This window comes from Hyphomicrobium sp., from assembly GCF_020852195.1.
In the GTDB taxonomy this organism is placed as follows: Bacteria; Pseudomonadota; Alphaproteobacteria; order Rhizobiales; family Hyphomicrobiaceae; genus Hyphomicrobium_C.
On the sequence record NZ_JADZBI010000064.1, the window covers coordinates 1 to 24,483 of the forward strand.

General features: G+C 67.5%; 21 protein-coding genes. 12 read left to right on the top strand and 9 right to left on the bottom strand.

Going from position 1 to position 24,483, the window contains the following annotated elements; genetic code table 11:
* On the top strand, positions 1-516 hold a 516-nt coding region (locus IT540_RS04745), incomplete at its 5' end, for a DUF4010 domain-containing protein (RefSeq protein ID WP_291173999.1).
* Between the two features lie 395 nt (positions 517-911).
* Here IT540_RS04745 and proC read toward each other — a convergent pair.
* The 3 genes from proC to IT540_RS04760 all read right to left on the bottom strand — a co-directional run bounded on the left by proC (position 912) and on the right by IT540_RS04760 (position 2,897).
* Entirely contained in the window at positions 912-1,736 is an 825-nt protein-coding gene (gene proC / locus IT540_RS04750; RefSeq protein ID WP_291174001.1) for a pyrroline-5-carboxylate reductase, read from the bottom strand.
* Between the two features lie 72 nt (positions 1,737-1,808).
* Complete coding sequence (locus tag IT540_RS04755; protein WP_291174003.1) at positions 1,809-2,306, bottom strand: YbjN domain-containing protein; 498 nt, start codon at positions 2,304-2,306, stop codon at positions 1,809-1,811.
* Positions 2,307-2,609: 303 nt separating this feature from the next.
* Positions 2,610-2,897 (bottom strand): accessory factor UbiK family protein, encoded by a 288-nt coding sequence (locus IT540_RS04760; protein WP_291174005.1) that lies wholly within the window; start codon positions 2,895-2,897, stop codon positions 2,610-2,612.
* Between the two features lie 240 nt (positions 2,898-3,137).
* Here IT540_RS04760 and lgt point away from each other — a divergent pair, with 240 nt between their 5' ends.
* The 5 genes from lgt to IT540_RS04785 all read left to right on the top strand — a co-directional run bounded on the left by lgt (position 3,138) and on the right by IT540_RS04785 (position 8,337).
* Entirely contained in the window at positions 3,138-3,989 is an 852-nt protein-coding gene (gene lgt, locus IT540_RS04765) for a prolipoprotein diacylglyceryl transferase (RefSeq protein WP_291174007.1), read from the top strand.
* Positions 3,986-5,119, top strand: a complete 1,134-nt coding sequence (locus IT540_RS04770; protein ID WP_291174010.1) for an SAM-dependent methyltransferase — start codon at positions 3,986-3,988, stop codon at positions 5,117-5,119. Before lgt ends, IT540_RS04770 begins: the two co-directional genes overlap by 4 nt.
* Before the next feature lie 61 nt (positions 5,120-5,180).
* Positions 5,181-5,954 carry a peptidoglycan editing factor PgeF gene (gene pgeF / locus IT540_RS04775; RefSeq protein ID WP_291174012.1) on the top strand — a complete coding sequence of 258 codons (774 nt, stop codon included), beginning with the start codon at positions 5,181-5,183 and terminating at the stop codon, positions 5,952-5,954.
* Positions 5,955-6,157: 203 nt separating this feature from the next.
* A complete protein-coding gene (locus IT540_RS04780; RefSeq protein ID WP_291174014.1) occupies positions 6,158-7,219 on the top strand; it encodes a hypothetical protein in 1,062 nt (353 codons plus the stop codon).
* A 185-nt stretch (positions 7,220-7,404) separates the two neighbouring features.
* Entirely contained in the window at positions 7,405-8,337 is a 933-nt protein-coding gene (locus tag IT540_RS04785) for a ribose-phosphate pyrophosphokinase (protein WP_291174063.1), read from the top strand.
* A gap of 161 nt (positions 8,338-8,498) precedes the next feature.
* Here IT540_RS04785 and IT540_RS04790 read toward each other — a convergent pair whose 3' ends face one another.
* From IT540_RS04790 to IT540_RS04800, 3 genes are all read right to left on the bottom strand, one after another.
* Positions 8,499-10,721, bottom strand: a complete 2,223-nt coding sequence (locus IT540_RS04790; RefSeq protein WP_291174017.1) for a TonB-dependent receptor — start codon at positions 10,719-10,721, stop codon at positions 8,499-8,501.
* 636 nt (positions 10,722-11,357) lie between these two features.
* Positions 11,358-12,383, bottom strand: coding sequence for an aldo/keto reductase (locus IT540_RS04795; protein WP_291174019.1), 1,026 nt, complete (start codon positions 12,381-12,383; stop codon positions 11,358-11,360).
* Between the two features lie 113 nt (positions 12,384-12,496).
* Entirely contained in the window at positions 12,497-14,032 is a 1,536-nt protein-coding gene (locus IT540_RS04800; protein ID WP_291174022.1) for a P-loop NTPase, read from the bottom strand.
* A gap of 183 nt (positions 14,033-14,215) precedes the next feature.
* Between IT540_RS04800 and IT540_RS04805 the strand changes: the two genes are divergently transcribed.
* The 3 genes from IT540_RS04805 (at position 14,216) to IT540_RS04815 (ending at position 17,846) form a co-directional block, all read left to right on the top strand.
* Positions 14,216-14,830 (top strand): TRAP transporter small permease subunit, encoded by a 615-nt coding sequence (locus IT540_RS04805; protein WP_291174024.1) that lies wholly within the window; start codon positions 14,216-14,218, stop codon positions 14,828-14,830.
* 55 nt (positions 14,831-14,885) lie between these two features.
* Positions 14,886-16,820, top strand: a complete 1,935-nt coding sequence (locus tag IT540_RS04810) for a TRAP transporter large permease subunit (RefSeq protein ID WP_291174027.1) — start codon at positions 14,886-14,888, stop codon at positions 16,818-16,820.
* Positions 16,821-17,093: 273 nt separating this feature from the next.
* Positions 17,094-17,846 carry a SprT family zinc-dependent metalloprotease gene (locus tag IT540_RS04815; protein ID WP_291174029.1) on the top strand — a complete coding sequence of 251 codons (753 nt, stop codon included), beginning with the start codon at positions 17,094-17,096 and terminating at the stop codon, positions 17,844-17,846.
* A gap of 215 nt (positions 17,847-18,061) precedes the next feature.
* Here IT540_RS04815 and IT540_RS04820 read toward each other — a convergent pair whose 3' ends face one another.
* Positions 18,062-20,173 carry a PBP1A family penicillin-binding protein gene (locus tag IT540_RS04820; RefSeq protein WP_291174031.1) on the bottom strand — a complete coding sequence of 704 codons (2,112 nt, stop codon included), beginning with the start codon at positions 20,171-20,173 and terminating at the stop codon, positions 18,062-18,064.
* Positions 20,174-20,342: 169 nt separating this feature from the next.
* Positions 20,343-20,624, bottom strand: a complete 282-nt coding sequence (locus tag IT540_RS04825; RefSeq protein WP_291174033.1) for a hypothetical protein — start codon at positions 20,622-20,624, stop codon at positions 20,343-20,345.
* A gap of 178 nt (positions 20,625-20,802) precedes the next feature.
* Between IT540_RS04825 and IT540_RS04830 the strand changes: the two genes are divergently transcribed.
* Together IT540_RS04830 and IT540_RS04835 are read left to right on the top strand one after the other, a co-directional pair.
* A complete protein-coding gene (locus IT540_RS04830; RefSeq protein ID WP_291174035.1) occupies positions 20,803-21,240 on the top strand; it encodes a DUF4112 domain-containing protein in 438 nt (145 codons plus the stop codon).
* 188 nt (positions 21,241-21,428) lie between these two features.
* On the top strand, positions 21,429-21,764 hold the full coding sequence (locus IT540_RS04835; RefSeq protein ID WP_291174037.1) for a hypothetical protein: 336 nt from the start codon (positions 21,429-21,431) through the stop codon (positions 21,762-21,764).
* Positions 21,765-21,879: 115 nt separating this feature from the next.
* Here the strand turns inward: IT540_RS04835 and IT540_RS04840 are convergent, their stop codons facing one another.
* A complete protein-coding gene (locus tag IT540_RS04840; RefSeq protein ID WP_291174039.1) occupies positions 21,880-23,397 on the bottom strand; it encodes a DUF2779 domain-containing protein in 1,518 nt (505 codons plus the stop codon).
* Positions 23,398-23,526: 129 nt separating this feature from the next.
* On the opposite strand from IT540_RS04840, the gene msrP reads away from it, so the two are divergent.
* Positions 23,527-24,477 (top strand): protein-methionine-sulfoxide reductase catalytic subunit MsrP, encoded by a 951-nt coding sequence (msrP, locus tag IT540_RS04845; protein WP_291174041.1) that lies wholly within the window; start codon positions 23,527-23,529, stop codon positions 24,475-24,477.
* The last annotated feature ends 6 nt before the right edge of the window (positions 24,478-24,483 follow it).

Genomic DNA, 24,483 nt, shown 5'->3' on the forward strand with positions numbered 1-24,483 from the left:
ATGCTCGCGCGGCTCGTCGTGCTGGCCGGCCTCATCAAGCCGGTGCTGCTCGGCACGCTCCTGTGGCCCGCGGCGGTCGCCGGCGTCGTGCTGCTCGTGGGCAGCGCCGTCCTGCTGAAGCACGGACAAGGCACCGCACAGCAACCGACACTGGAGATCCGCAACCCGTTCGATCTCGGCACGGTGCTGCAGCTCGCCGGCCTGATCGCCATCATCATGGTGGTGGCCAAGCTGCTGACGGAGCAAGCCGGGACGGCCGGCCTCTACCTGCTCGCCGCCGTATCCGGCATCGCCGACGTGGATGCGCTCACGCTCTCCATGGCGCGCTTCGCCGGGGCCCAGGTGGGGCTCGAAGAGGCCGGCACCGCCATCCTCGTCGCGGCCGGCGTCAACACGGCGTCCAAGGCCGCGATGTCGGCGGCTGTCGGCGGGGTCCGCCTCGGCCAGATCGTGGGGGGCTTCAGCGCGGCGGCGATGGTTGCGCTCGCACTGACGGCCGCCCTGATCCTGCGGTAGGCGGCTCTTCAGCCAAAAAGTGTTGCGAGGCGGTTGGTTAGCGCTCGATCTGCCTCGCGGATGGGGCTTGCGGGGCGGCGATACACAAGTCCGTGAGTGGGAAAAATGCCGCGTTGCGTCAACTGTTACAGTATAGCATAACTGGGTGCGTGAGGGTGATGCTGCACTTGCAGCGGCGTCGATACCCGAGCAGCCGGACAAGCGGGCCGCCACCCGCGCCTCCGGCCCGACGCGACGAGCGGCAGAGCCGGACCGAACAAGCTATCCTCCTTGCTTGGTAAGGTCCCCGCCGCTCCGAGGTCAAAGAGAGGTCCGGTCGCCGGAGCCTTCGGGCTCATCCGGACCTCACGTGAGGTCACGTGGCCGCGGGCGTGTGCGTTCTGACACCGCCCTGATCATTTCGCCAGCTCGCGGCTGCGCCCCTCCCCTGCCAGAACGGCCTTCTCCAACAGCTCCTCGAGACCGCCTTGGGCCATTAGCACGGCCAGGGCCGCTGCCGTCGTGCCGCCCGGCGAGGTCACGTTCTGGCGCAGGACGCTGGCGTCGAGCCCGGATTGGGCCAGCAGCTCGCCCGATCCCGAAACGGTGGCGCGGGCCAGACGCCGAGCCAGCGCGGAATCGAGCCCGGCGGCCACAGCCGCCTTCTCCAGGGCCTCGGCGAGCAGGAACACGTAGGCCGGCCCCGACCCAGAGACGGCCGTCACAGCATCCATCAGCGCCTCGTCCGCGACCCATGCCACCTCGCCCACGGCGGCCATCAGCTCCTCGCAGAGCTGGCGCCCCGCCGCGGTCACGTGCGCGTTGGCGACGCATACGGTGATGCCGCGACCGATGGCGGCCGGCGTGTTGGGCATGGCGCGCACGACGGGCGCGCTCGCGGCGAGGTGCGCCTCGAAGCTTGCCAGCGTGCGGCCGGCGGCAACGGAGATGGTCAGCGTATCGGGCCCCGCCAGCCGCGCGACGGACGGGAAGACGGAGTCCATCACCTGCGGCTTGACGGCCGCCACGATGACGCCCGGCGGCGCGGGCAGGCTCTCGATACGCGGCTCGGCTGTGAGTCCGTGGCGCGCGAGAACAGCCGCGACCTCTGCGGGCGGCGCGGGATCCTGCACGCGGACGCGGCGCGGATCGAGGCCGCGCGCGATCAACCCCTCGAGCAGGGCGCTTCCCATCTTGCCGGCCCCCACCAGAAGGAGCGGCCCATCGAATGTGAATGCCATCTTGCTACTCGACCGGCTGCGGCCCGCGGCGGGCCGTTGGGGCCGTCGGGAGCCTTGGGCTCAGGCTGGGGCTCAGGCTTGGCCCTCGGTCTGGAACATGGTCGACACGAGAGCTTCCCGGCTCTCCTTACCCGCCCAGACGACGAACTGGAAGGCCTGATAGTAGCGCTCGCAGGCCTCCAGCGCCGCCTTGAGGATCGCCTCGCACTGGCCCGGCGTCACCACGGCGCCATTGAGCAGCAGCGCGTGGCGGAACATGACCAGCCCTTCCTGCGTCCAGAGGTCGAAATGGCCGAGCCAGAGCTGCTCGTTGATCTGCGCGATCAGGCGGTACATCTCATTCAGGCGCGTCTCCGGCACGCGGAAATCGAACGCGCAGGCGAGATGCAGAGCCTCGAGATCGTCGCGCCAGTTGAGCGAGATGTGATAGTCGGTCCAGTTGCCTCCGACGACCAGCGTAAGCTCGTCATCGGCCATGCGGTCGGTCGCCCAGTCGTACGTGGCGGCAAGCTGCTCCACGAGATCGATCGGGTGGATGATGCGCTCGTTGCCCTTCTCGGACGATGCCATTCTGGCTCCTTGGACCCCGGCGCCTGCTTGCTGCGCCGAGCTGCGATGAGGCCGGTTATTCACGCTTCGGACTTAAGGGGACCCGACGCGATTACGGTCCAGCTTTAGCCGCGGACTGCACGCTCGGTCCATGACCGGATTGGGGCGAAACGCGACTTGTCCCTGGGGTTTTCGTTGTCATGCTTTGACCTGCGCGACCAAAACAGAGGGGCACGCGAGTCGCAAGACGATGGCGCTCTTGTCCACGAGCATTGTGGCGAGCCGGCATGCCACGCGCGCTTTGCACGCAACACGCGCGATCCGCTAAACGGAAGCGGCCGGCGGTGCGCCGCCGCCCTCAAGCGCCGCAATGCGCGCCTCGAGTGCCGCGACGAGACCGGCGAGGCGCTCGTTCTCGGCGCGTGCCTTCTCCGCCATGGCGCGCACAGCCTCGAACTCCTCGCGCTTCACAACGTCCATGCTCGAGAGAATGCGCTCGGCCTGGGCGCGCATGAGGCCCTCGGCCTCCTGGCGGAGACCCTGGGCGGCACCCGCGGCATCCGTCATCAGCTTCGCCACCTCGTCCAGGAGGCGGTTCGATGTCTGTGTCATCGGCGTTCCTTCATGCTCGTGTCGCCCGGTGGCGATCACCCTGTCACGTGCCCGGACTATGGTGGCTCGCCACGGTCTGTTCAAGCGGCCGGAGGCGCCGTCGCTTGACTCACCCCCCGAGACCCGGCAGCGTCCGCCGCGAATTCGGCAGCGGGCAGGGGCAACGGGCAGCGGCGAACCAATGCGCCTCCTGCTGCCTCGCTGCCTCCGCCTTTGTCCCTCTGTCCAGGCCCCGTGTGCATGAACCTGCTCGCCATTCCTTTCCCCGACTTCGATCCGGTCGCCTTCTCGATCGGCCCCCTCACCATCAAGTGGTACGGGCTCGCCTATCTCGCGGGGCTGATCATCGGCTGGATGTATATCCGGGAGCTGCTCAGCACGCCGCGGCTGTGGCGCAACGACACGCCGCCCTTCAGCGTGGCCAAAGTCGACGACCTGCTGCTCTACGTCACGCTCGGCGTGGTGCTCGGCGGCCGGCTCGGCTACGTGATCCTCTACGAGCCCAGCACCTATCTTGCGTCCCCGCTCGACATCCTTGCCGTCTGGAAGGGAGGCATGAGCTTCCACGGCGCGTTGGCGGGCTGCGCGCTCGCGGTGTGGCTGTTCGCGCGGCGCAACGGCTTCTCCGCGCTCAGCGCCATGGACCTCGGGTGCGCTGCCGTGCCGATCGGGCTCTTCTTCGGCCGGCTCGCCAACTTCATCAACGGCGAACTGTTCGGACGCGTCACCGATGTGCCGTGGTCGATGGTGTTCCCTCAAGCCGCGGCGTTGCATCCGGATGTCGAGCCCGCGGCGCGTCATCCGAGCCAGCTCTACGAGGCCGCGCTCGAAGGGCTCCTGCTGTTCATCGTGCTCCGGGTGCTGACGCACAGCTTCGGGGGGCTCAAGTCTCCGGGGCTCGCCACCGGCGTGTTCCTCGCAGGTTACGCGCTCACCCGCTCGCTCGGCGAGGTGTTCCGCGAGCCGCACGCCATCCACGCCTTCAACATCGGGCCCTTTACAGCTGGACAGGTGTACTCGCTACCGATGCTCTTGGCCGGGATCTATTTCATCTGGCGCGCCCGCCGTGAGGCCGCGCCCGCCGTCTCATGACGTCCGCCGAGACGCCGCTCGCCGCCAAGCTCAAGGACCGCATCCGGCGCGCCGGGCCGATCGGCGTCGACGACTACATGCAGGCGTGCCTGCACGATCCGGAGCATGGCTACTACCGGCATCGGCCGGCCATCGGGGCGGCCGGTGATTTCGTCACGGCGCCGGAGATCAGCCAGGTGTTCGGCGAGCTGATCGGGCTCTGGTGTGCGGTCGCGTGGCGCGAGATGGGCGCGCCCGCCAACCTCAACCTCGTCGAGCTCGGACCCGGGCGCGGCACGCTCATGCGCGATGCTCTGCGGGCGGCGCGCATCGTGCCCGGTTTCCGCGCAGCACTCGCGGTGCATCTCGTGGAAAGCAACGCCACGCTGCGGAGCGCGCAGGCGGCAACGCTCGCCGACTGCGGCGTGCCGCTGGAATTCCACGACGACGTAGTCGAAGCATTGAACGGGCGCACCCGGGTTGGCGATGGAGCCACGCTCGTTGTTGCCAACGAGTTCCTGGATACGCTGCCAATCGTGCAGATCGCGTACAGGGACGGGCGGTGGCGCGACCGCGTCGTCATCGTCGACGAGGCAAGCGATGACCTGGCGTTCGACGTCGATCGAAATGATGAGGGCTGGGAACACGGGAGGACACATGGCTTGGTTCCGCCAGACCTCATCCCGCAAGAGGGTGACATCTTCGAGCTCTCGAAACATTCAACCACGCTCGCAACCATGCTTGGCGCAAGACAATCCCACGGACCAATCTGCGCTCTGCTCGTTGACTATGGGCACGCGAAATCCGGCTTCGGTGATACGCTCCAGGGCGTGGCGGGGCAACAGCACGTGTCACCGTTCCATGCGCCGGGAGACACGGACCTCTCCGCGCAGGTCGATTTTCAGCGCTTGGCCGAGGCGTGCCGCCGCGCGGGGCTCGCCGTCGAGACGACGTTGCCGCAGGCGGAGCTCCTGGGACGGCTCGGCATCGTCGAGCGCGCGTCCCGGCTGATGGCGGCCAACCCCGCACGCGCGGCCGAGATCGAGGCCGGCGTGGCGCGGCTCATCCAGCCATCGGGCATGGGCTCGCGCTTCCTTGCGCTCGGCGTGCGCTCGGAGGGCGTCGCGCCGCTTCCCGGCTTCGACCGGTAGGAACGCAATCGAGACTGCTCTATGGTCGCCGCTCCCGGATTGCAGACAGACACGCGAGCCCATGCTGAGCCCACTCCAGGCCGATAGCCTTTCCATCCTGCCCGGCATCCGCCACGGCTTCTTCACGCGGCAGGGCGGCGTCTCTCGCGGGCTCTACGCCAGCCTCAACTGCGGCCAGGGGTCGAAGGACGACCCCGTCGCCGTGATCGAGAACCGGGCCCGCGTCGCCCAGCACCTCGGGGCGTATGCGGACGATGTCCAGACCATTTACCAAACCCACAGCTCCACGGCGGAGGTGGTGGACCGGCTCGTGACGCGCGACAGCCTGCCCAAGGGCGATGCGCTCGTGACGCGGACGCGGGGGCTCGTGATCGGCATCCTGACTGCGGACTGCGCGCCGGTCCTCTTCGCCGACGCCGAGGCGGGCGTGGTCGGCGCGGCGCACGCCGGATGGCGGGGCGCGCTCGGCGGCATCCTCGAGGCGACGGTGGCGGCGATGGAGGGGCTCGGCGCTGACAGGACACGGATTTTTGCCGCGCTCGGACCGTCCATCGGGCCCTCGTCCTACGAGGTCGGTCCCGAGTTCGTGGCCGCGTTCGAGGCAGCCGCCCCCGACAACGCGCGCTTCTTCACCATACCCAAGGGGCGGCAGACACCCCACTTCGATCTGCCTGCCTACGTCATGGCGCGTCTCGCGTCACTCGGCCTCAAGCAGGCCGAGCGACATGCCCCCTGCACCTATGAGAACGAATCGATGTTCTTCAGTTTCCGGCGAGCAACGCATCGAAAAGAGGCTGATTACGGGCGCCAAATCTCCGCCATTGTTGTGGCCTAACTGCAAAATCCACAGCCAGGTTGTGGATGTTGCGGATAGAATTAGGCACGTCGACGTTTTCACCTCGATTCCTTCTGGACGCACGGCGGACGTGTGGCTACAGGACTCATGAAGGGTACCGGCAGCGTTACAGAGAGGGATGGCCGCAAAGTATGTACGCCGGCCGCCGGAGGACAGCGGATCATTCATAGGGGGACGTCATCGTGACGACCATTGATGCTGCTGCGGCATGGCGTGGAAACAAGTCAGTCGTGTTCGCAGTCTTCGCGGCTTTTATCGGGCTCGGACTCGGCGGATGCGAGACCGGCGCCAACCTGTTCGCGAGCAACGACGACGCCAACTCTCTCTCGATCACCGGGCAGCCTCCCGCGACCACCGGACAGACCGCCAAGATTGCCATCGCGCCCGTGATCGGCGCGCCCGACACCGTGGCCAGGCAGCTCGAGACGCAGCTCGCGAGCGCAATCGAGGCGCAGAGGATCTCCGTCGCCAAGGACCCGAACGCGAAAGCGGAGTTCACGCTGCGCGGCTATATCGTGTCCGCGCGCGAGAAGGGACGCACGAAGGTCTCCTACATCTGGGACGTCACCGACCCCACGGGCAAGCGCGTCAACCGCATCACGGGTGAGGAAGTGCTGACCGGCGCCCAGTCCAAGGATCCGTGGACCTCGGTCACGCCGCAGGTGGTCAATACCATCTCGAGCAAGACGGCCGGCTCGCTCGTCACGTGGCTGCCGTCGCAGAGCGCGGCCGCGATCGCCATGGGCACGCCGGCGGCCGGCGGCCAGCAGGCGGCTCCGTCGGCGGCGCCGACGGCCTATTCCGCGGCCGGCAGCAGCGCATCCGTCTCGCCCGCAGCGGCGGGCGGTCCGGCCACAACGGGCAGCATCGCACGCGACGGCGGCGTGACGGCAATGGTGCCGAGCGTCGTCGGAGCGCCCGGCGACGGCAGCGTCGCCCTGACGAGCGCCATCCAGCGTGAGCTTACCCGCAGCGGCGTGGCGCTGACCGAGACGCCTTCGGCGCAGACCTACAAGGTCGAGGGCAAGGTGGTCGTCGGGCAAGGCCAGAACGGGAAGCAGCCGATCCAGATCGACTGGGAGGTCAAGGACCCGCAGGGCAAGAAGCTCGGCACGGTCTCGCAGAAGAACGAGATTCCTCAAGGCTCTCTCGATGGGGCCTGGGGCAAGACGGCGGATGCGGCCGCCTCCGCCGCCGCGCAGGGCATCGTGAAGCTCCTGCCGCAACAGACCAAGGTCAACTGAACCATGTGCGGGCCGGCCCACCTGATGGGTGTCGGCCACACCGGATCAGAGTCTGCTAAACATGCCGGGCCCGGGTGGTTTACACACCCGGGCCCGCGCGTTAGAAGGCGCGTCATCGAAGTGTCGCATGAGGAGCGTCCATGCCATTCGATGCGCGTCATGACAGTGGCAGGGGCGGCCAGACCATGAAGATCGTCGCCGGAAACAGCAACCGGCCACTGGCGGATGCCATTGCCAAATACCTCAAGATCGCGCCGGCCAAGTCCCAGGTGAAGCGCTTCGCGGACATGGAAGTGTTCGTCGAGATCCAGGAGAACGTGCGCGGACAGGACGCGTTCGTCATCCAGTCGACCTCCTTCCCCGCCAACGACAACCTGATGGAGCTCTTGATTCTGATCGATGCGCTCAAGCGCTCGTCGGCGCGGCGCATCACGGCGGTCATTCCCTACTATGGCTACGCGCGCCAGGACCGGAAGCCCGGCCCGCGCACGCCGATCTCGGCCAAGCTCGTCGCCAACCTCATCGAACGGGCGGGCGCCGACCGCGTGCTGACGGTCGATCTGCACGCCGGGCAGATCCAGGGCTTCTTCGACATCCCGACCGACAACCTGTTCGCGGCACCTGTGATGGTGCGCGACATCGAGGAAAAGTACGGCACCGACAACCTTGTCGTCGTATCGCCGGACGTCGGCGGCGTGGTGCGTGCACGGGCGCTTGCCAAGCGCATCGACGTGCCGATCGCGATCTGCGACAAGCGCCGCGAGCGGCCGGGCGAGTCCGAGGTTATGAACGTCATCGGCGACGTGGACGGCAAGCGCTGCATCCTGATCGACGACATCGTCGACAGCGGCGGCACGATCGTGAACGCCGCCGATGCGCTGCTCGAGAAGGGCGCCACCGAGGTGATGTGCTACGTCACGCACGGCGTGCTCTCGGGCGGGGCCGTCTCGCGCATCCAGAACTCGAAGCTCAAGCACCTCGTCATCACGGATTCGATCCTGCCGACGGCGGCGGTGGAGGCCGCGCGCAACATCCGTGTGCTCTCGATCGCGCCGCTGCTCGGAGAGGCGATCCTGCGCACATCGCGCGAGGAGAGCGTGTCGAGCCTGTTCTACTGAGCGGCTTTCACGCCCGACCAAGCGAAGGCGTGCCTCCGGCGAGTGCCGAGCGCAAAGCTCCTACCGCGAAATATACCGTGTCCTCGACGCTCTTTACGCTGGGTCCCGGGTAAGGCTCCGGCTTGCGCCTTCGCCTTCCCGGGATGACAGGGGTGTGTCGCTCAATTCAGCGAGATCGAGCCGAACAGGCGGACGCTGGCGCCGGGCAAGAGCACGTCCTCGCGGCGCTTGAAGGAAGCGTGGTTCAAGACCTCGTCGTCGGCCAGGTTCTCGCCTTTGAGGCCGATGGTGACACCCGGCGTGGTACCCTCGCCAGGTACCGTATAGCTCACCTCGGCCGAGACCAGCGTGTAGCCCGGAGTTTTGATCTCGTTGAGCCCGATTTTGTCCTGATCGAAGGCGTGAAGCACGCCGGCACGCGCGAACCAGTTGGCATCCCGGTAGTAGAGGCCGCCGCCGAGACGGTGAGGAGGAATGCGCGGCACATTCTCGCCGCCCTCGAACTCGGCGCGCACGAAATCGTACTGGCCGTCGATGCCCCAGATGCCGCGCCAGATCGGCGCCACGTCATACTGGAAGGCGAGCTCCGCGCCGTAGAACCTGGCGTCGCGCTGCTGGAAGAAGGCGAGGTCGAACGCATGATCGTGCCCGCCGCCGCCTCCACCGCCGGCCGCCTCGCAATGGAACTCGCCGCCGGCCTCGGCCTCCGGATCGCACTCGCGATCCGTGAGCTGGCGGTAGATGAACCCATCGTACCAGGTGTGGTAGGCGGAGACATCGAAACGGAATGCGCCCGTCGCCTTCTTGAGCCCGGCTTCGATCGTCGTCGCCTTCTCGACGTCGAGGAACGGATTGCCGACCTCGAAAGTGCCGGTCGCCTCGTGCATGCCCTTGGAGAACAGCTCAGCCGCGTCCGGCGCACGCTCGACATACTGCCCAGTCAGACGGGCGACGGTGTCCGAGGGAAGCTGGTAGAGCACGCCCAGGCTGGCGCTCGTCGGCGTGAAGCTGCGCTCACCGGCGAAGCCTGTCGGAAGGAAATGATCTGGATCGCCCGGGTCCTCCGAGAAATCCTGCCAGCCGCTGCCGTCGACCGTCGTATGCTCGATGCGTGCGGCGGCTTGCAAGCGCAGCGCGGGCGTCAGGGCCAGCTCCTCGAACCAGAACGCGGCAAAGCTGTCCGTCTCGGCCGGCTCGAGCAGCGATTCACCCTCGAAGCTCTGGCCACGCGTCTTGCGGTGCCCCCAGTGTGCGCCGATGGCGCCCGTGAACTCGCCAAGCGCCGTGCCGACGGGCAGATGCTGGATCTCGACGCGCGCCTCCTGCTCCTTGTTGGTGAAGCGTGAGCCGACCTCGAACTCGTCCTCGTGGTCGGGATCGTGGATCGCAAGCTCGTCGTGCGCGTAGTCGGAGGCGCCGAACCAGAAGCGGATCGCATCCATGCCGAAATCACGCACGCGCCACTCGCCCTTGGCCAGCACCTTGTCCTGAACGAGGTCGATGCGCGGTAGGACACCCTCCTCGGCTTCCTCGCCGGGGATGCCGTAGAGGCTCTCGACGCGCGCGAAGGCAACGCCAATGAAGCCGTCGCTGCCGATCAGCGATGCGCCTACCGAGCCGCCCTCGCTTTCGACGAAGCTGTTGACGACCGTCCCACGCGGCGAGTCGTAGTCGTCGGCATCGCGGCGGAAGCCGTCGGCGTGGACCGCAAATCCGCTGCCGCCGGCCGTAACCTTGAACGACCCGTCGCCGCCGTCGTCGACCGAGGTGTAGCCGCCGCTCACCCTGCCGCTGAGGCCGCCTTTCGGAATGTACGTCGGGATGCGCTGGTTCTCGACGGCCACTACGCCGCCGATGGCCTGGGAGCCGTAGCGCAGCGTCGCCGGGCCGCGCACGACCTCGACGCGGTCCGCGACGTTGGGATCGATTGGGACGGCGTGGTCCTCCGATATGGCGGCGACGTCGTGGGTGCCGATGCCGTTCTCCTGAGTGCGCACGCGGTAGCTGTCGAGGCCGCGGATGATCGGGCGGTTAGCCCCCGGCGCGAAGGTGGTGGAGGAGATGCCGGGCTTGTCGTCCAGCGCATCGGTGATGGTCGCCCCGCTCTCGGACGCGATCTCGCGCTCGGTCGCGACGGTGACGGACGCGAAGGTGTGGTCGCTGAAATCGAGTGCCGTGCCGGGCGGGATCGCGGGCTCCTCGGCGGGGATGTCGGCAGGGACGGCGGCCTGGGCCGCGCCTGCGCCTTTCGCCTGCCTGGGCCGTTTCGGTTTGACGATGGGGCTCGGGGTCGTGACCTCGATGGGTGGCAGCTCGGTGGCGGGCTGCGCGGCCGTCTGCTGGGCGATGGCCGGCGATAGCGCGACAGCGAGGAGCGCGGCCAATGCTGCGGCCCGCTCCATCAAGCCGGCCAAGGAGGGGGGAAGGAGCGCGACGGACGATACCCTCTTTTCTTGGATGTTATAGTATCTTATCCATTTGGCGGCAGAACTTTGCCGGTCGGGCTGCGCGGACCGCAGTATCCGCACGGGAGCGAAGGCGGTCGGGGTCTGTTGCGCGCCGGTTTCGACAGGGCGCGTCGCGCTTCCATCGCTCTGTAGTTGCCAGAGACCGCTCTCAAACTTCGCCACTCTCGACATGGGGACCCTCAATTCCGGATGTTATACTATCCGGATTAAGGGATCTCCGTTCGTGACGCAATCCGGCTCACGCAACGGGGTTCATCTCTCGCCTAAGGCGTGGCGGCAGGGGCACAGGTGCAAGGCGGCGTTGGGCCGGGACCAGAGATCGAAGCATGGCACTTCTTCACGTCCGCGCGAAAGGCGGCTTCGCCACGACGAGGCGGGCCATCAGGGCCACGTGCCGTCGGTCGGGAAACACGCCCTGGATGGCCGGGTGTCGATGCGAAGCATCGCTCCGCGATGACCCGGGCCATGGCGTGAGGGAGAGGCCCTGCCTTAAGCCAAACTGAACAGGCTCCATGCCGTCCGCAGCGCACGCCTGGCGCAGCGGCTCGCCCCTCACACGGGCGGCGGGTTGCGCTCGGCGAAGAACCGCTGATGCCAATAGGGATAGGGGAGCGTAACGGCGCTTGCGGCGTCCAGCTTCGCGATCTGCTCCGGAGTGAGGCTCCAGCCGACGGCGCCGAGATTCTGGCGCAACTGCTCCTCGTTGCGGGCGCCAATGACGACGGTCGAGACGGTCGGGCGCTGCAGCAGCCAGTTCAGCGCGACCTGGGGTACGGACTTGCCGGTCTCGGCCGTCACCTCATCCAGGGCATCGACCACCGTGTAGACGTGCTCGTCTTCGACCGGCGGGCCGCTGTCGGCCGTCGCATGCAGGCGGCTCGTGGCCGGCAGCGGCTGGCCGCGGCGGATCTTGCCGGTCAGGCGCCCCCAACCGAGCGGACTCCAGACCACCGCGCCGACACCCTGGTCGAGGCCGAGCGGCATCAGCTCCCATTCGTAGTCGCGGCCGATCAGCGAGTAGTAGGTCTGGTTGGCGACATAGCGCGGATAGCCGTAGCGGTCCGCTATCGCCAGCGACTTCATCAGATGCCATCCGGAGAAGTTGGAGACGCCGGCATAGCGGATCTTGCCCGCGCGCACGAGATCGTCGAGCGTGGATAGCGTCTCCTCGACAGGCGTGCGGGCGTCGAAGCCGTGGAGCTGGAACAGGTCGATGTAGTCGGTGCCGAGACGCTTGAGTGCGGCCTCGCAGGTCGCGATCAGATGATGGCGTGACGAGCCTACGTCGTTCGGCCGGTCGCTGAAGCGAAAGGTGGCCTTGGTCGAGATCAGCACGTCGTGGCGACGGCCCTTGATCGCCTCGCCCAGGATCTTCTCGGATTCCCCGCTCGAATAGACGTCGGCGGTGTCGAACATAGTGAGGCCGGCGTCGAGGCAGATGTCGACCAGGCGCCGCGCCTCGCTGACGTCGGTGTTGCCCCAGGCGCTGAACAGCGGGCCCTTGCCGCCGAAAGTGCCGGCGCCGAAGCTCAAGGCCGGAACCTGGAGGCCGGACGCACCAAGATAGCGATATTCCATCGGGCTTACTCCTCAATGCAGGAAATTCGATCGACTGCAGCGGTCGCGGCCGACCTTTTTGATGAGACCGATGATTCACGCTTCGGACTGATAGGGTCCGAAGCGATCATGGTCTAGCGCGACAATCCCTTGGCCTTCAGCTCGGCGAGGTACTCGGCCCAGCGCTTGTCCTTCTGCAGCGACAGCATGTGCAGGTAGGACCATGTGAAGAGGCCGGTGTCGTGCCCGTCGTCGAAGACGATGCGCACCGCATAGTTGCCGACGCCGCGCAGCTCGCGGATCTTGACGCTCTTCTTCCCGGCGACGGTGACGCGCTGCTCCTTGGAATGGCCCTGCACCTCGGCAGAGGGGCTCAGCACGCGCAGGAACTCGGCCGGCAGCTCGTGCTCGTCGCGGGTCGCGAAGGCGACGCGCAGCGCCTCGCCGCCGTGGACGATCTCAAGCTTCGGCGGCTTCATGCCCCGGCCCGTCGCCTTCTCGAGCTCGGCCCATGCCCTGGCGGCGATCTCGCGGAAGGCTTGCGCGCTCGGACTCTCGGGGGCGGTGGCCGTGACCGGGCGGCCGGCGTCGGACGTCTCCCGCACCTCAATGGTGAGCGGCACCTCGCCGAGGAACGGAACGCCGAGCTTCTCCGCTTCGGCCTTGGCGCCGCCATGGCCGAAGATGTCGTAGCGCGCGCCGGTGTCGGGGGCGATGAAGTAACTCATGTTCTCGACGATGCCGAGCAGCGGCACGTTGACCTTGCGGAACATGGCAAGGCCCTTGCGGGCATCGATCAGGGCGAGGTCCTGCGGCGTCGAGACGATGACGGCGCCGGCCAGCGGCACCTGCTGCGCAATGGTGAGTTGCACGTCGCCCGTTCCGGGCGGCATGTCGATGACCAGCACGTCGAGATCGCCCCACAAGACCTCGCGCAGCATCTGGTTCAGCGCGCCGACCACCATCGGGCCGCGCCAGACGATGGGCGTACCTTCGTCCACCATGAAGCCCATGGACATGGCCTTGAGGCCGTAGCCCTCCATGGCCGCGAGCTTCTTGCCGCCGGCCTCGGCGGGCTTGCCGGGGATGCCGAGCAGGCGCGGCTGCGAGGGGCCGTAGATGTCCGCGTCGAGGATGCCCGCCTTGAGACCTATGGCCTGGAAGCCCAGCGCGAGGTTGACGGCGACCGTCGACTTGCCGACGCCGCCCTTGCCGGAGGCGACGGCGACGATGTGCTTCACGCCGGGCACACCCTGCGTCTGGCGAACCTGCGCCGTGGCAGGGCCTGGCGAAGGACGGTGCGCGGCGTCGCCCGCGGTGCCGCGTGCGCGCGCCTCCGTCACGCGCGGATGCTCGCGCCCGTTGCTAGATGCGGCGGCCTGGGGGGCGGGCCGAGGCCGCGCCTGCGCCGCCTGGCCAGGATCCGCCTCGGCCGTCAGCACGGCGACTACGCCCGCGACGCCCTCGATCTCGCGCACGACCTTCTCGGCGGCGCCGCGCAGGGGCTCCAGCTCCTCGGCGCGCGCGGCCGGGACCGTGATCGAAAAGTAGACGCGGCCGTCCTTGATCAAGATATCAGACACGAGGCCGAGATCGACGATGTTGCCGTCGAGATCCGGGCCCTTGACGCGCCGCAGCCGTTCGACGACTTCTGCCTTCAAGTCGGCCATGCCATCTCCTGGTTCTTCATGGGCGGCGGGCGCTCCCGGCGGCTGCCGCACCCCCGGCCAGCCCTACGTCCTGGGCCGCATTACCGCAAGGTGGGTTTCTCCGGAGTTCTCCCCCTCGGCCCTTTCGGATATAGGAAGGCAACCGATGCTCCGCCACAGAGACAGGAGCACGAGGGAGGACGCATGAAGGGACTTCTGGCCTTGAGCCGCCTGATCGATCGGATCACGCGCATGATCGGACGCTCGGCGGCCTGGCTGATCGTGGCCGCCGCCGTCATCAGCGCCGGCAATGCCGTCGTACGCAAGGCTTTCGACTGGAGCGCGAACTCCCTGCTCGAAATCCAATGGTGGCTGTTCGCGATGGTGTTCCTGCTGGCCGCACCCTGGACGCTGGCCGTCAACGAGCACATCCGTATCGACGTCGTGAACAGCCGGCTCTCCGACTTCAAGCGCAACGTCATCGAACTCGTCGGCCATGCGCTGTTCCTGCTGCCGGTGGCTGCGATGGTCATCTACACATCCTGGCTCTTCTTCATCTCCTCCTACGCGCAGAACGAGCAGTCGCCCAACGCCGGCGGGCTGCCGCTCTGGCCGATCAAGGCTCTGATCCCGATCGCCTTCGCATTGCTCTTCGCGCAAGGCGTCTCGGAGCTAATCAAACGCGTCGCCATCATGCGCGGCGAGCTCGACGAGCGGACGGGGCATGGCGGCTATCACGAGGCGGTGGTGGCGGCAGGCGCCGATCTTACACACGACGCAGGCGGGGGGACCTCGAAGCCCGAGGGTGACGCACGATGAGCCGGGCAATGGGGGACACAAAAGGGTACGGCCGAGACAGGGGGACCCGCGGCACATGACGGCGTTTCTGGCTCAGAATCTGGCGCCGATCATGTTCGCGTCGCTGGTCTTCTTCCTGCTTCTCGGCTATCCGGTGGCATTCTCTCTCGGCGCGGTCGGGCTCGCGTTCTTCTTCGTGGGCGTGGAGCTCGCGCCGCATTCGAACGGCGCCATCACGCTCTCCTGGCACCTCCTGCAGTCCATGCCGGGGCGCATCTTCGACGTGATGCGCAATGACACGCTGCTCGCCATTCCCTTCTTCACCTTCATGGGACTGATCCTCGAGCGCTCCGGCATGGCGGAGGATCTGCTCGAGACCGTCGGACAACTGTTCGGCACGGTGCGCGGCGGGCTCGCCTACGCGGTGGTCTTCGTCGGCGCGCTGCTGGCAGCGACGACGGGCGTGGTGGCGGCGAGCGTCATCGCGATGGGCCTGATCTCGCTGCCGATCATGCTGCGCTATGGCTACGACCGGCGTCTCGCCTCCGGCGTCATCGCGGCGTCCGGCACGCTAGCGCAGATCATCCCGCCGTCGCTGGTGCTCATTGTGCTCGCCGACCAGCTCGGCCGCTCCGTCGACGACATGTACAAGGCGGCGCTCCTGCCCGGCCTCATGCTGGCGAGCCTCTATGCCGCCTATGTTTTCATCATCTCGCTGATCTATCCGGCGGCCGCGCCCGGACTGCCGGCGGAGGACATCCATAACCGCGAGGCCGACGGCTCGCGCGGGCTCCTGTCGCTCGGCGTGCTGGCCTTGCTCTCGGCGGCCTTCGCGGCCTGGATGATGCACGGCTCGCAGTATGCGGGCATCGACCGCGGCATCCTCTCCCTGGCCTGGGGGATCTCGTTCGCGCTCGTCGCCGCACTCGCCAACCGGGCCCTGATCCTGCTTTCGGGGCGGAGCCTGCTCTCGACCATCGCCGAGCGCGTCACCTTCGTCATGGTGCCGCCGCTGCTACTCATCTTCCTCGTGCTCGGCACCATCCTCGTCGGCCTCGCAACGCCGACGGAGGGCGGCGCCATGGGCGCGGTCGGTGCGCTGGCGCTGGCCGCCGCCAAGCGCTACAGCGACAACGACGTGCGGCGCTTCAACTTCCAGATCGTGCGCCAAGCCGCCGAGGCGACGGCGAAGCTCGCCGCGTTCGTGATGTTCATCCTGATCGGCGCCAGAATCTTCTCGCTCACCTTCTACGGCGTCAACGGCCACATCTGGGTCGAGCACCTCATGACCTCCATGCCGGGCGGCATGTACGGCTTCCTGATCATGGTCATGGTGCTGATCTTCATCCTGGCGTTCTTCCTCGACTTCTTCGAGCTCTGCTTCATCCTGGTGCCGCTCCTGAAGCCCGCCGCCGAGGCCATCTTCCGCGTCTCGCCCGAGGCCGTGGCCATCGCAAAGACCTTCGGCTTCGCCGTCATCAGCGCCACCGACGCATCGGGAGCGGTGACCGAGACGGTGGCGGACGTGACTCCGTTCGTGATCTGGTTCGGCATCCTGCTCGCCGTCAACATGCAGACGAGCTTCATGCATCCGCCGTTCGGCTTCGCGCTTTTCTACTTGCGCAGCGTGGCGCCGCGCGAGACCTACCGCGACAAGGTCACGGGGCGGCTCATGGCGCCCGTCAGGACGTCCGAGATCTACTGGGGCGCGGTGCCGTTCCTCTGCATCCAGCTCCTCATGGTGGCGCTGCTCATCGCGATGCCGTCGCTGGTCATGAGCAAGCCGGAGGCGCGCAAGACGCGGCCCGTGCCGGAGATCTCCTCGACGACGTCCACGCGGCCGGCGCCCGCGACGACCGACGGGCATGGCTTCGCCGTTCCGCCCTCGCCGCCTCCGATGGACGGCGCCCCCGACGTACCCCTCAGTGGAGCCGGCGCGCCGACGCTCGACATGCGCGAGCTGCCAAGCTTCACCGCACCCGAGCGCGCTTTGCCGCGCCTGCCGCCGTGAGCCACCTCATGATAGCGCGCGCGGCGGTGACGGTCGATGCGTCATGCGGTGATAAGTTTCGCAACACGTCGTGGGGCCGTTCCGCAACAGTGGCCGCGCCGGTTGTGAGGCGTCACAATTTCATACTGGAGATGCGCTTCACTCTCTTGCTAAGTGAGACTTAGGTCGAACGCGGCTCCAAGCGCCAGTGAGACGGTCGGGAGCAGCACAACCCGTCACATCCATCGCCGCGTTTCGCGTCTCCAAAATCTGCGCGTGTTCCGAAAGTCATTCATGCGGAAGACAAGAAGATTCGCGTCTCCGACGCTCAAGGGCAACGATATCGATGACCTCGGCGCGCCGGTAGAAGTGCGCCGCCATCCCGGCGCGCGCCGGCTCACCCTCAGGGTCAGCCGCACGCGGCGGACGGTGATCGTCACGCTGCCCGTGCAGTGCGACCTCGACGAGGCGGGATCGTTCATCACGCGCAACATCGAATGGGTGCGCGCGCGCCTCGACAGCCTGCCCGATCCCGTGCCGTTCCTCGACGGCGTGTTCATCCCGCTGCGCGGCGAGGCTCACCGCGTGGTGTTCACCGGGCCTCAGCAGCGCGCCCCGGTCGAGCGGCGGGCAACGACGCCCTATCCCGAGCTCTGCGTCGCCGGCCGTGCGGAGCATGCGCCGCGGCGGCTCAAGGACTGGCTCGCCAAGGAGGCGCATCGCGCGCTCGACGAGCGCGTGCGCTTCCATGGAAAACGCCTCGGCGTCACGGCCAAGCGGATCGCGGTACGCGACCAGACCAGCCGCTGGGGCTCCTGCTCGACCACGGGCGTGCTGTCGTTCTCCTGGCGCCTCATCCTGGCGCCGCCCGAGATCCTCGACTACGTGGCCGCGCACGAGGTCGCGCATCTCAAGGAGATGAACCACGGGCCGCGCTTCTGGGCGCTGGTCGCCAAGACCATGCCCGGCCTCGACGAGGCCAAGCGCTGGCTACAGATCTACGGCATGGACCTGCATCGCTACGGGGCGGCGGCAGACGAAGCGTGATGCAGCGGCGTGTACACGGCGCCGGAATTGGCCGCTCTCAGGCGCCCAGGCCTGTCATTTCCAACAGGTCAGCAGGTTAGGTCTTGCTAACAATCCGGCCGCTATCCTTCCCGGGCGGTGGAGAGAAAACCCTGACCCCTCAATGCTCCGCTGCGCGACTGGGCGGCCCGCCTGGCCCGATCCGGGTGGGCCGTTCCCCTCCCTGCACGACTGCTTCAGCGCAGCTCCGGCGGGCGCACGACGATGCGGCCCGAGGGCATGACGGTGGTCTCGCCGCGCGCTTCCGCATGGCCGTGCCGATCGGCGGTCTCCTGAGCCAAAACCTTCGCTATCAGGTCCTCCTCGCGGCGACCTGACCGATCGATCGCAGCCGTCACGGAGGGCACATCATCTCCGACGGTGCCGGCAGGCGGCGTGGATGGTGCCTTCCGCTCGTGCGCCGCCAGCATGACCTCGCGCCAGATCTCGGCCGGCAGCGCGCCGCCGACTACTCTGTTCATGGTGCGGCCGTCGTCGTTCCCGACCCAGACGCTGGCCGTCAGATCGGACGTGTAGCCGACGAACCAGGCGTCGCGGAAATCCTGCGAGGTGCCGGTCTTGCCGGCCACCGTGCGGCCGGGGATCGCCGCGCGTCGGCCGGTGCCGGTGGCCACCGCCGCACGCAGCATGTCGTCCATGGCCGCAACAGAGCTCTGAGGGATCGCCACATCCGAGCGCGCCTCGATGCGCTGGAACAGCACCTTGCCCGACCCCGTGCGCACGCGGCGGATGGCGTAGGGCTCGTTGACGTAGCCGCCGTTGGCGAACGCCGCGTAGGCGCCGGTGAGGTCTAGCAGCGAGACCTCGGACGTGCCGAGCGCGAGCGAGGCATCCGTGCGGAGCGGCGACTTCATGCCGAGGCGGCGCGCGGTGGCTGCCACCTTGTCCGCGCCGGCGTCGAGCAGCAGGCGCACGGCAACGGTGTTCAGCGACTGGGCGAGTGCGTTGCGCAGCGTCGTGGCGCCGAGGTAGCGGCCGTTGTCGTTCCTGGGCGACCAGCGGCCGGCCGTGATCGGCGCATCCTCAACGGGGGTGTCGGGCGTCGCGCCGCGCTCGACAGCGGTCAGGTAGACCACCGGCTTGAAGGCGGAGCCCGGCTGTCGGTGGGCCCTGGTCGCGCGGTTGAACTGGCTCTCGGCGTAGGATCGGCCGCCGACGAGCGCGCGGATGCCACCGTCAGGCCCGAGAACGACCACGGCGGCCTGTCCGGCGTCGAGCGCCGCGCCGCGCTCGGCCAGCGCGCGGCCGACGATCTCGCCGGCGCGGCGCTGGAGGACGGCGTCGAGCGTGGTCTCGATGACGATCTCGTCGCGGTCCGCGTCCTCGAAACGCGCCGCGGCGTCGAGCACGAAGTCCACGGCGTAGGCCATCTCAGCCTGGTCGGGCACGCGCATCAGCGGCGAGAAGCGGATTTCGGCGCCGCGGGCGGCGGCGGCTTCCTCCGCATTGATAAAGCCGGCCTCCCGCATCTTGTCGATCACGACGCGACCGCGGGCGACGGCCTGCACGGGGCTTGCGCTCGGCGCGTAGCGCGACGGCGCCTTCAGAAGGCCAGCGACGACCGCCGCCTCGCCGAGGGCGAGGTTCCGCGCGGACTTGCCGAAATAGCGCTGCGAAGCCGCCTCGATGCCGTGCGCGCCGCCGCCGAAGTAGACGCGGTTGAGGTAGAGCTCGAGGATGTCGCGCTTCGAGAGCTTGAGCTCGAGCCAGAGCGCCAGCACCAGCTCCTCGGCCTTGCGCGACCAGGTGCGCTCGGAGGTAAGGAACAGGTTCTTGGCGAGCTGCTGGGTGATGGTCGAGCCGCCCTGTGCGAGACGTCCTGCGCGCAGATTAGCGATGCCCGCGCGCAGCGTGCCCAGGAGGTCGATGCCGGGATGCGTGAAGAAGCGCCGGTCCTCGATGGCGACCACGGCGTCGGCGGCGTGCGGCGGCAGCATGTCGAGCGGAATGTAGGCCCGCGAGGCGCCGCGCTCGGCAATGGGGCTGCCGTCGCGGTCCATGATGCGGATCACGGGGCCGGCGGCCTTGGGGCGCATGGAGAGCGGATCAGGACTGACGACCGTGTAGTACATGAAGAGCGCGCCGACGACGATCGCGGCAACGGAGAGCACGGCGAGAGGTCCGAGAAAGAGCAGGCGCCAGCGCAGCGGCAACCGGGACGCATGGGCGTGCGCGACGGGCTCGGGCACGGGGTGGTGATGCCAGTCCGGATGGGGACCCCAGTGGGGATCGTGCGGGCGACCCTCCGGATCGCACGGTCGCCGCGGATCTCGGCCGTCGTACCTCATGCGCTTTCGGCCCCTCACGCGAAGCGATTGACGCGGCTCTCTGGATTGGCCACGGCAGAGCGCGAACCGCCGAGGATTATGGGGCGTGCGGTGCTAACGCGGCGTTAACCTCGGAGTGCAGGCCCCCTACCTCTCCCCACAGGGGAGAGATGAAGGAGGCGAGCCTTGATCAGCGGCTCATGAAGGGCGCTGCGAGGAGCGCGAGGAGGATGCGCGCCGCGATGGTGAAGAACATGAAGAGAAGCTGGCGCTCCTCCAGGAGCAGCTCGACCCAGATGTTGTACTTCGGGTCGATGCCGGTCGAGGTGATGACGCCTTTGAGATCACGCGCCCAGGCGAGCATCGTCGAGAGCGTCTCGGGAGAATTGTAGCCCACAACCGCAAGCGCGAACGCGCCGAGGATCAAGGATATGAAAATCGTGCTGGTTCCCACCAGAAGACGCAGAAACATGACGCCGTCCTTCCCGCGGCATGGCTCCGGCGGCGCCGGCGCGATGCTGCCCACCCCGTCTTGACCGGGACCCCCGTCGTCCCAACATGATGCAGGCATTCACCATGCCCGGACTCAACCCTAGGTCCTGAGCCGGAGGGACACAAGTTCCGTTTGAGGCGAGTGGCAAGAGGGCCGCATGAAGACGCAGACCGTCGAACGCTACTCGGATCCGGAGATCGCAGCGTCCGTCGCCCGCATCGAGGCGCTGTCGCGGCTCATGGACGACCTGTTTGAGATCCCGGGCACGAACGTGCGCGTGGGGCTCGACGCGATGATCGGTCTCGTGCCCATCGTCGGCGACCTCATCTCGCAGGCGATCTCGAGCTACATCATCTGGGAGGCGCGGCGGCTTGGCGTCTCGCGCTGGATCATGGGGCGCATGATCGCCAATAGCGCCGTCGACACGGTGGTCGGCTTCGTGCCGTTCGCGGGCGACGCCTTCGACGTCATGTTCCGCGCCAACCGCAAGAACCTCGCCCTGCTCAAGGGCCACCTCGAGAAACACGGCCACGTACGCCGCCATGGCACAGGCGCCGGGCCGGTGATCGACGTGACCGCACGCCGCGTCGGCTGAGCCTGTTTCTCTCCGCGCCTGTTGCATCGAAGCGCCACTCTCGATGCCTTGCACTCGCAAGTCTCGAAAAACACTGTGGATTCCTCTGTGCAGCCGTAGTTGCAGGTGCGCGACTCAGTGATTGAGTAAAAGGGTTCGCTGCGTCTCGCGACGGTGTTGCGTCGGCACAAGTCACCGCAAGGATCGCAATGCCAAGACTTTCCCACCTCGCCCTTCTTGTCGCCGCCCTGAGCTTCATCGGCGGCTGCTGCCGGGACACCATCCGCGAGATGGCATCGCTCAAGGACACGAACCTGCGCCCGCAGCAGCGGACCTCGAAGGTGGCGCCCGAGCGGGCGACCAAGGCCGCGAAGGTCGAACGCGAGGACGACCACGAGGATGAGATCGAGACGGGGTCGATCAACAAGCCGGACTGCCAGGGACAGCACCTCGCCTATCAGGCGACGAAGGAATACTTGAAGAACTTCGGTCCCAAGCCGCCGGATCTGCCCGGCGAGCGGGGCCCGTGTAATCCCGACAACTGACCTTCGGCTCGCCGCGGTGCCACTTTGAGCGACTCGCTGTCGGCGCGTTCGTGGAAGTTGGCGTGGGTCCCGGCCTTCGCCGGGATGACGTCGAGGATGGACTAGCGGCCGGAGCCTAGCCGGCCTCGCGGATGTCGCGGTCGGCGACGATGGTCTGCAGCGCGCGCCAGATCTCCAGCATCGCCAGGGAATCGAGGCCGCAGTAGGTGAGCAGGTTCTGCACCGCCTCGCGGGCCTCCTCGGGCTCGAGCGCGCCGGTGACGATGGCGTTCCAGGTCTCGCTCGCCGTGGCGCCCTCCTGAATGGCGAGGCCCTTGTAGGAGAGCCGCGGCACGAGCGCGGGCAGCACCCACTTGATCGATGTCTTGCCGCGGAAGCCCGGGTGCACAACCATCTGCTCGCTGAAGACGTCCATCAGGTCCACGATGCGTTCGTTGACGGCGGCGAGGAACGCCTGCTCGGCAGGAAGACGCTCGGCGAGCTTGGTGTTGATGCCCTTCTCGAACGGCTTGTTCCAGACAACGATCGCGCCTTCCGGCGGCAGCGTGGCTTTGAGGGCCGCGACGAACGGCGCATCCGGGCAGTGGGCCTCCGTGTAGAGAAACTCGTGATGGACCGGCTCGGCGCCGGCGTGCATGAGCACGTGCAAGGAGAACTGGAACGGGACGTGGTTGAAGGGCGCATAGCCCGCAAAGCGCGGCAGCGCGCAGGGGTAGGTCTCGTAGTCGAGGAAGGCCACGGGAAAGGCGATGTCGTCGAGGAAGGACTGCAGCGGCGGAAGCTCGACGAACGGGCGGCGGCGCTGCGCGGCCTCGACCTGATGGCGCTGCGGCAGCGTCAGCTCGAAATCGGCGGGGATGTCGGTGATGGAGAGGATGCCGGCATCGACCAGCGCCCTGAGCTTCTTCGGCGAGGTGCCGATTCGCGTCAGATCGTGGATGCTGTAGTCCGGCACCTCCGGGTTGATATGTGCGAAGGTCGTGCATTGGCTGCTGCGGCCCTTGTAGATGCAGGCGCAGGGCGGCGCGGGCAGGGCGGCGAGCTGGATCAGATCGTGCGCGGCGTCCATCTCCGCACGCACGGCCTCGAAGATCGGCGTCACGCGGTCCGTGAAGTCCTCGCGTGTGAAGAGGCGCGTGAGATCGAGCGTGCCGTTCGAGACGTAGTCGCCGTTCAAGCGCACGAGGTGCAGGCGGCCGAGCGGCACGCCGTTCTCGCTCAGCACGTGCGCCTGGAAGGCGATATCATGCGCATAGAGGTCGTCCTTGGCCTTGCGGTCCTCGCCGCTGGTGGAGGCCTTGACCTCGTAGAGGTCGTAGGCGCGCCCGGCACCGTTCCACACGAGAATGTCGCAGGCGGTGGTGTAGCGCTCGGTCTCGAACACGGGCTGGTAGAGCACGGGCGTGCGCGCGGCCACGAGTTCGGCCGTGCCGGCCGCGTCGCCACGACGGATCAGGACACCGCCGGGAAACAGCTCGCGCGCCCGCACGTCGACGTCGTTGCCGATCTCGATGATGGCCCGCTCGAACACCGACAGCGGCTCGGCGTGGTAGATCTCGGGCTTGTGGACCTTCACCCAGGCGTTGTGGGCGCAGTCGCGGTAGACGAGGTAGTTCGTCTTGCTGAGCTTCATGCCGCCCCCGTTGCTGAGCTGGCCCTCGCGGGGCCTGATGCCTATCTCAAAGCAGACGCTGAAACCCAATTGCGGCCTGAACGTACAAAAGGCTGTAGGCTCAGCCAAACGCTGAATGAGGCTTTCCCCGTGCTTATCCGCAGGCCACCCGACATTTCGCCCTCCGAGATCACGCCGCGGAGCGCCTACCTCAGGCGGCGCGACGTGCTTGCGGGCGGGCTTGGGTTGGCAGCCCTTGCCATGCTGCCTACGAAAAAGGCAGAGGCTGCTCCGCTGGCCGCAACAAAAAGCCCGTACTCGACCGACGAGCCCGCGACGCGCCGCGAGGACGCGACCACCTACAACAACTTCTACGAGTTCGGCACCGACAAGGGCGATCCCGCCGCCAATGCGCACATGCTCAAGACCAGCCCCTGGTCGGTCAAGATCGACGGGCTGGTGGCGAAGCCCGCGACGTACACGCTTGAGGACATCCTGAAACCCGTGACGCTCGAGGAGCGCATCTACCGGCTGCGCTGCGTCGAGGGCTGGTCGATGGTGATCCCATGGATCGGCTTTCCGCTGGCGGACCTGCTGAAACGCGTCGAGCCGCTCGGAGCTGCCCGCTACGTCGCGTTCGAGACGCTGGTCAGACCCGAGGAGATGCCCGCGCAGCGCGGACTGTTTCAGCCGCTGCCGTGGCCCTATCTCGAAGGGCTGAGGCTCGATGAGGCCATGCATCCGCTCGCGATCCTGGCCACCGGCATGTACGGCGAGACGCTGCCGAACCAGAACGGCGCGCCGCTCCGGCTCGTGGTGCCATGGAAATACGGCTTCAAGAGCATCAAGTCGATCGTGCGCATCTCGCTCGTCGAGAAACAGCCGCCGACGACGTGGCAGTCTTCGCAGGAGAGCGAGTACGGCTTCTATTCCAACGTTAACCCGGAGGTCGATCATCCTCGCTGGAGCCAAGCCACTGAGCGACGCATCGGCGAGGGCAGCGGGCTGTTCGCCAAGCGGCGGCCGACGCTGATGTTCAACGGCTACGGCGAGCACGTCGCGCAGCTCTACTCGGGGATGGATCTCCGTGCGAACTATTGAGAAACG

Excerpts from the sequence above, each read along its gene's own strand:
- proC (WP_291174001.1), bottom strand. The coding sequence starts at position 1,736 with ATGGCATTCACATTCGATGGGCCGCTCCTTCTGGTGGGGGCCGGCAAG.
- IT540_RS04755 (WP_291174003.1), bottom strand. The coding sequence starts at position 2,306 with ATGGCATCGTCCGAGAAGGGCAACGAGCGCATCATCCACCCGATCGAT.
- IT540_RS04760 (WP_291174005.1), bottom strand. The coding sequence starts at position 2,897 with ATGACACAGACATCGAACCGCCTCCTGGACGAGGTGGCGAAGCTGATG.
- lgt (WP_291174007.1), top strand. The coding sequence starts at position 3,138 with ATGAACCTGCTCGCCATTCCTTTCCCCGACTTCGATCCGGTCGCCTTC.
- IT540_RS04770 (WP_291174010.1), top strand. The coding sequence starts at position 3,986 with ATGACGTCCGCCGAGACGCCGCTCGCCGCCAAGCTCAAGGACCGCATC.
- pgeF (WP_291174012.1), top strand. The coding sequence starts at position 5,181 with ATGCTGAGCCCACTCCAGGCCGATAGCCTTTCCATCCTGCCCGGCATC.
- IT540_RS04785 (WP_291174063.1), top strand. The coding sequence starts at position 7,405 with ATGAAGATCGTCGCCGGAAACAGCAACCGGCCACTGGCGGATGCCATT.
- IT540_RS04795 (WP_291174019.1), bottom strand. The coding sequence starts at position 12,383 with ATGGAATATCGCTATCTTGGTGCGTCCGGCCTCCAGGTTCCGGCCTTG.
- IT540_RS04800 (WP_291174022.1), bottom strand. The coding sequence starts at position 14,032 with ATGGCCGACTTGAAGGCAGAAGTCGTCGAACGGCTGCGGCGCGTCAAG.
- IT540_RS04805 (WP_291174024.1), top strand. The coding sequence starts at position 14,216 with ATGAAGGGACTTCTGGCCTTGAGCCGCCTGATCGATCGGATCACGCGC.
- IT540_RS04810 (WP_291174027.1), top strand. The coding sequence starts at position 14,886 with ATGACGGCGTTTCTGGCTCAGAATCTGGCGCCGATCATGTTCGCGTCG.
- IT540_RS04815 (WP_291174029.1), top strand. The coding sequence starts at position 17,094 with ATGCGGAAGACAAGAAGATTCGCGTCTCCGACGCTCAAGGGCAACGAT.
- IT540_RS04820 (WP_291174031.1), bottom strand. The coding sequence starts at position 20,173 with ATGAGGTACGACGGCCGAGATCCGCGGCGACCGTGCGATCCGGAGGGT.
- IT540_RS04825 (WP_291174033.1), bottom strand. The coding sequence starts at position 20,624 with ATGTTTCTGCGTCTTCTGGTGGGAACCAGCACGATTTTCATATCCTTG.
- IT540_RS04830 (WP_291174035.1), top strand. The coding sequence starts at position 20,803 with ATGAAGACGCAGACCGTCGAACGCTACTCGGATCCGGAGATCGCAGCG.
- IT540_RS04835 (WP_291174037.1), top strand. The coding sequence starts at position 21,429 with ATGCCAAGACTTTCCCACCTCGCCCTTCTTGTCGCCGCCCTGAGCTTC.
- IT540_RS04840 (WP_291174039.1), bottom strand. The coding sequence starts at position 23,397 with ATGAAGCTCAGCAAGACGAACTACCTCGTCTACCGCGACTGCGCCCAC.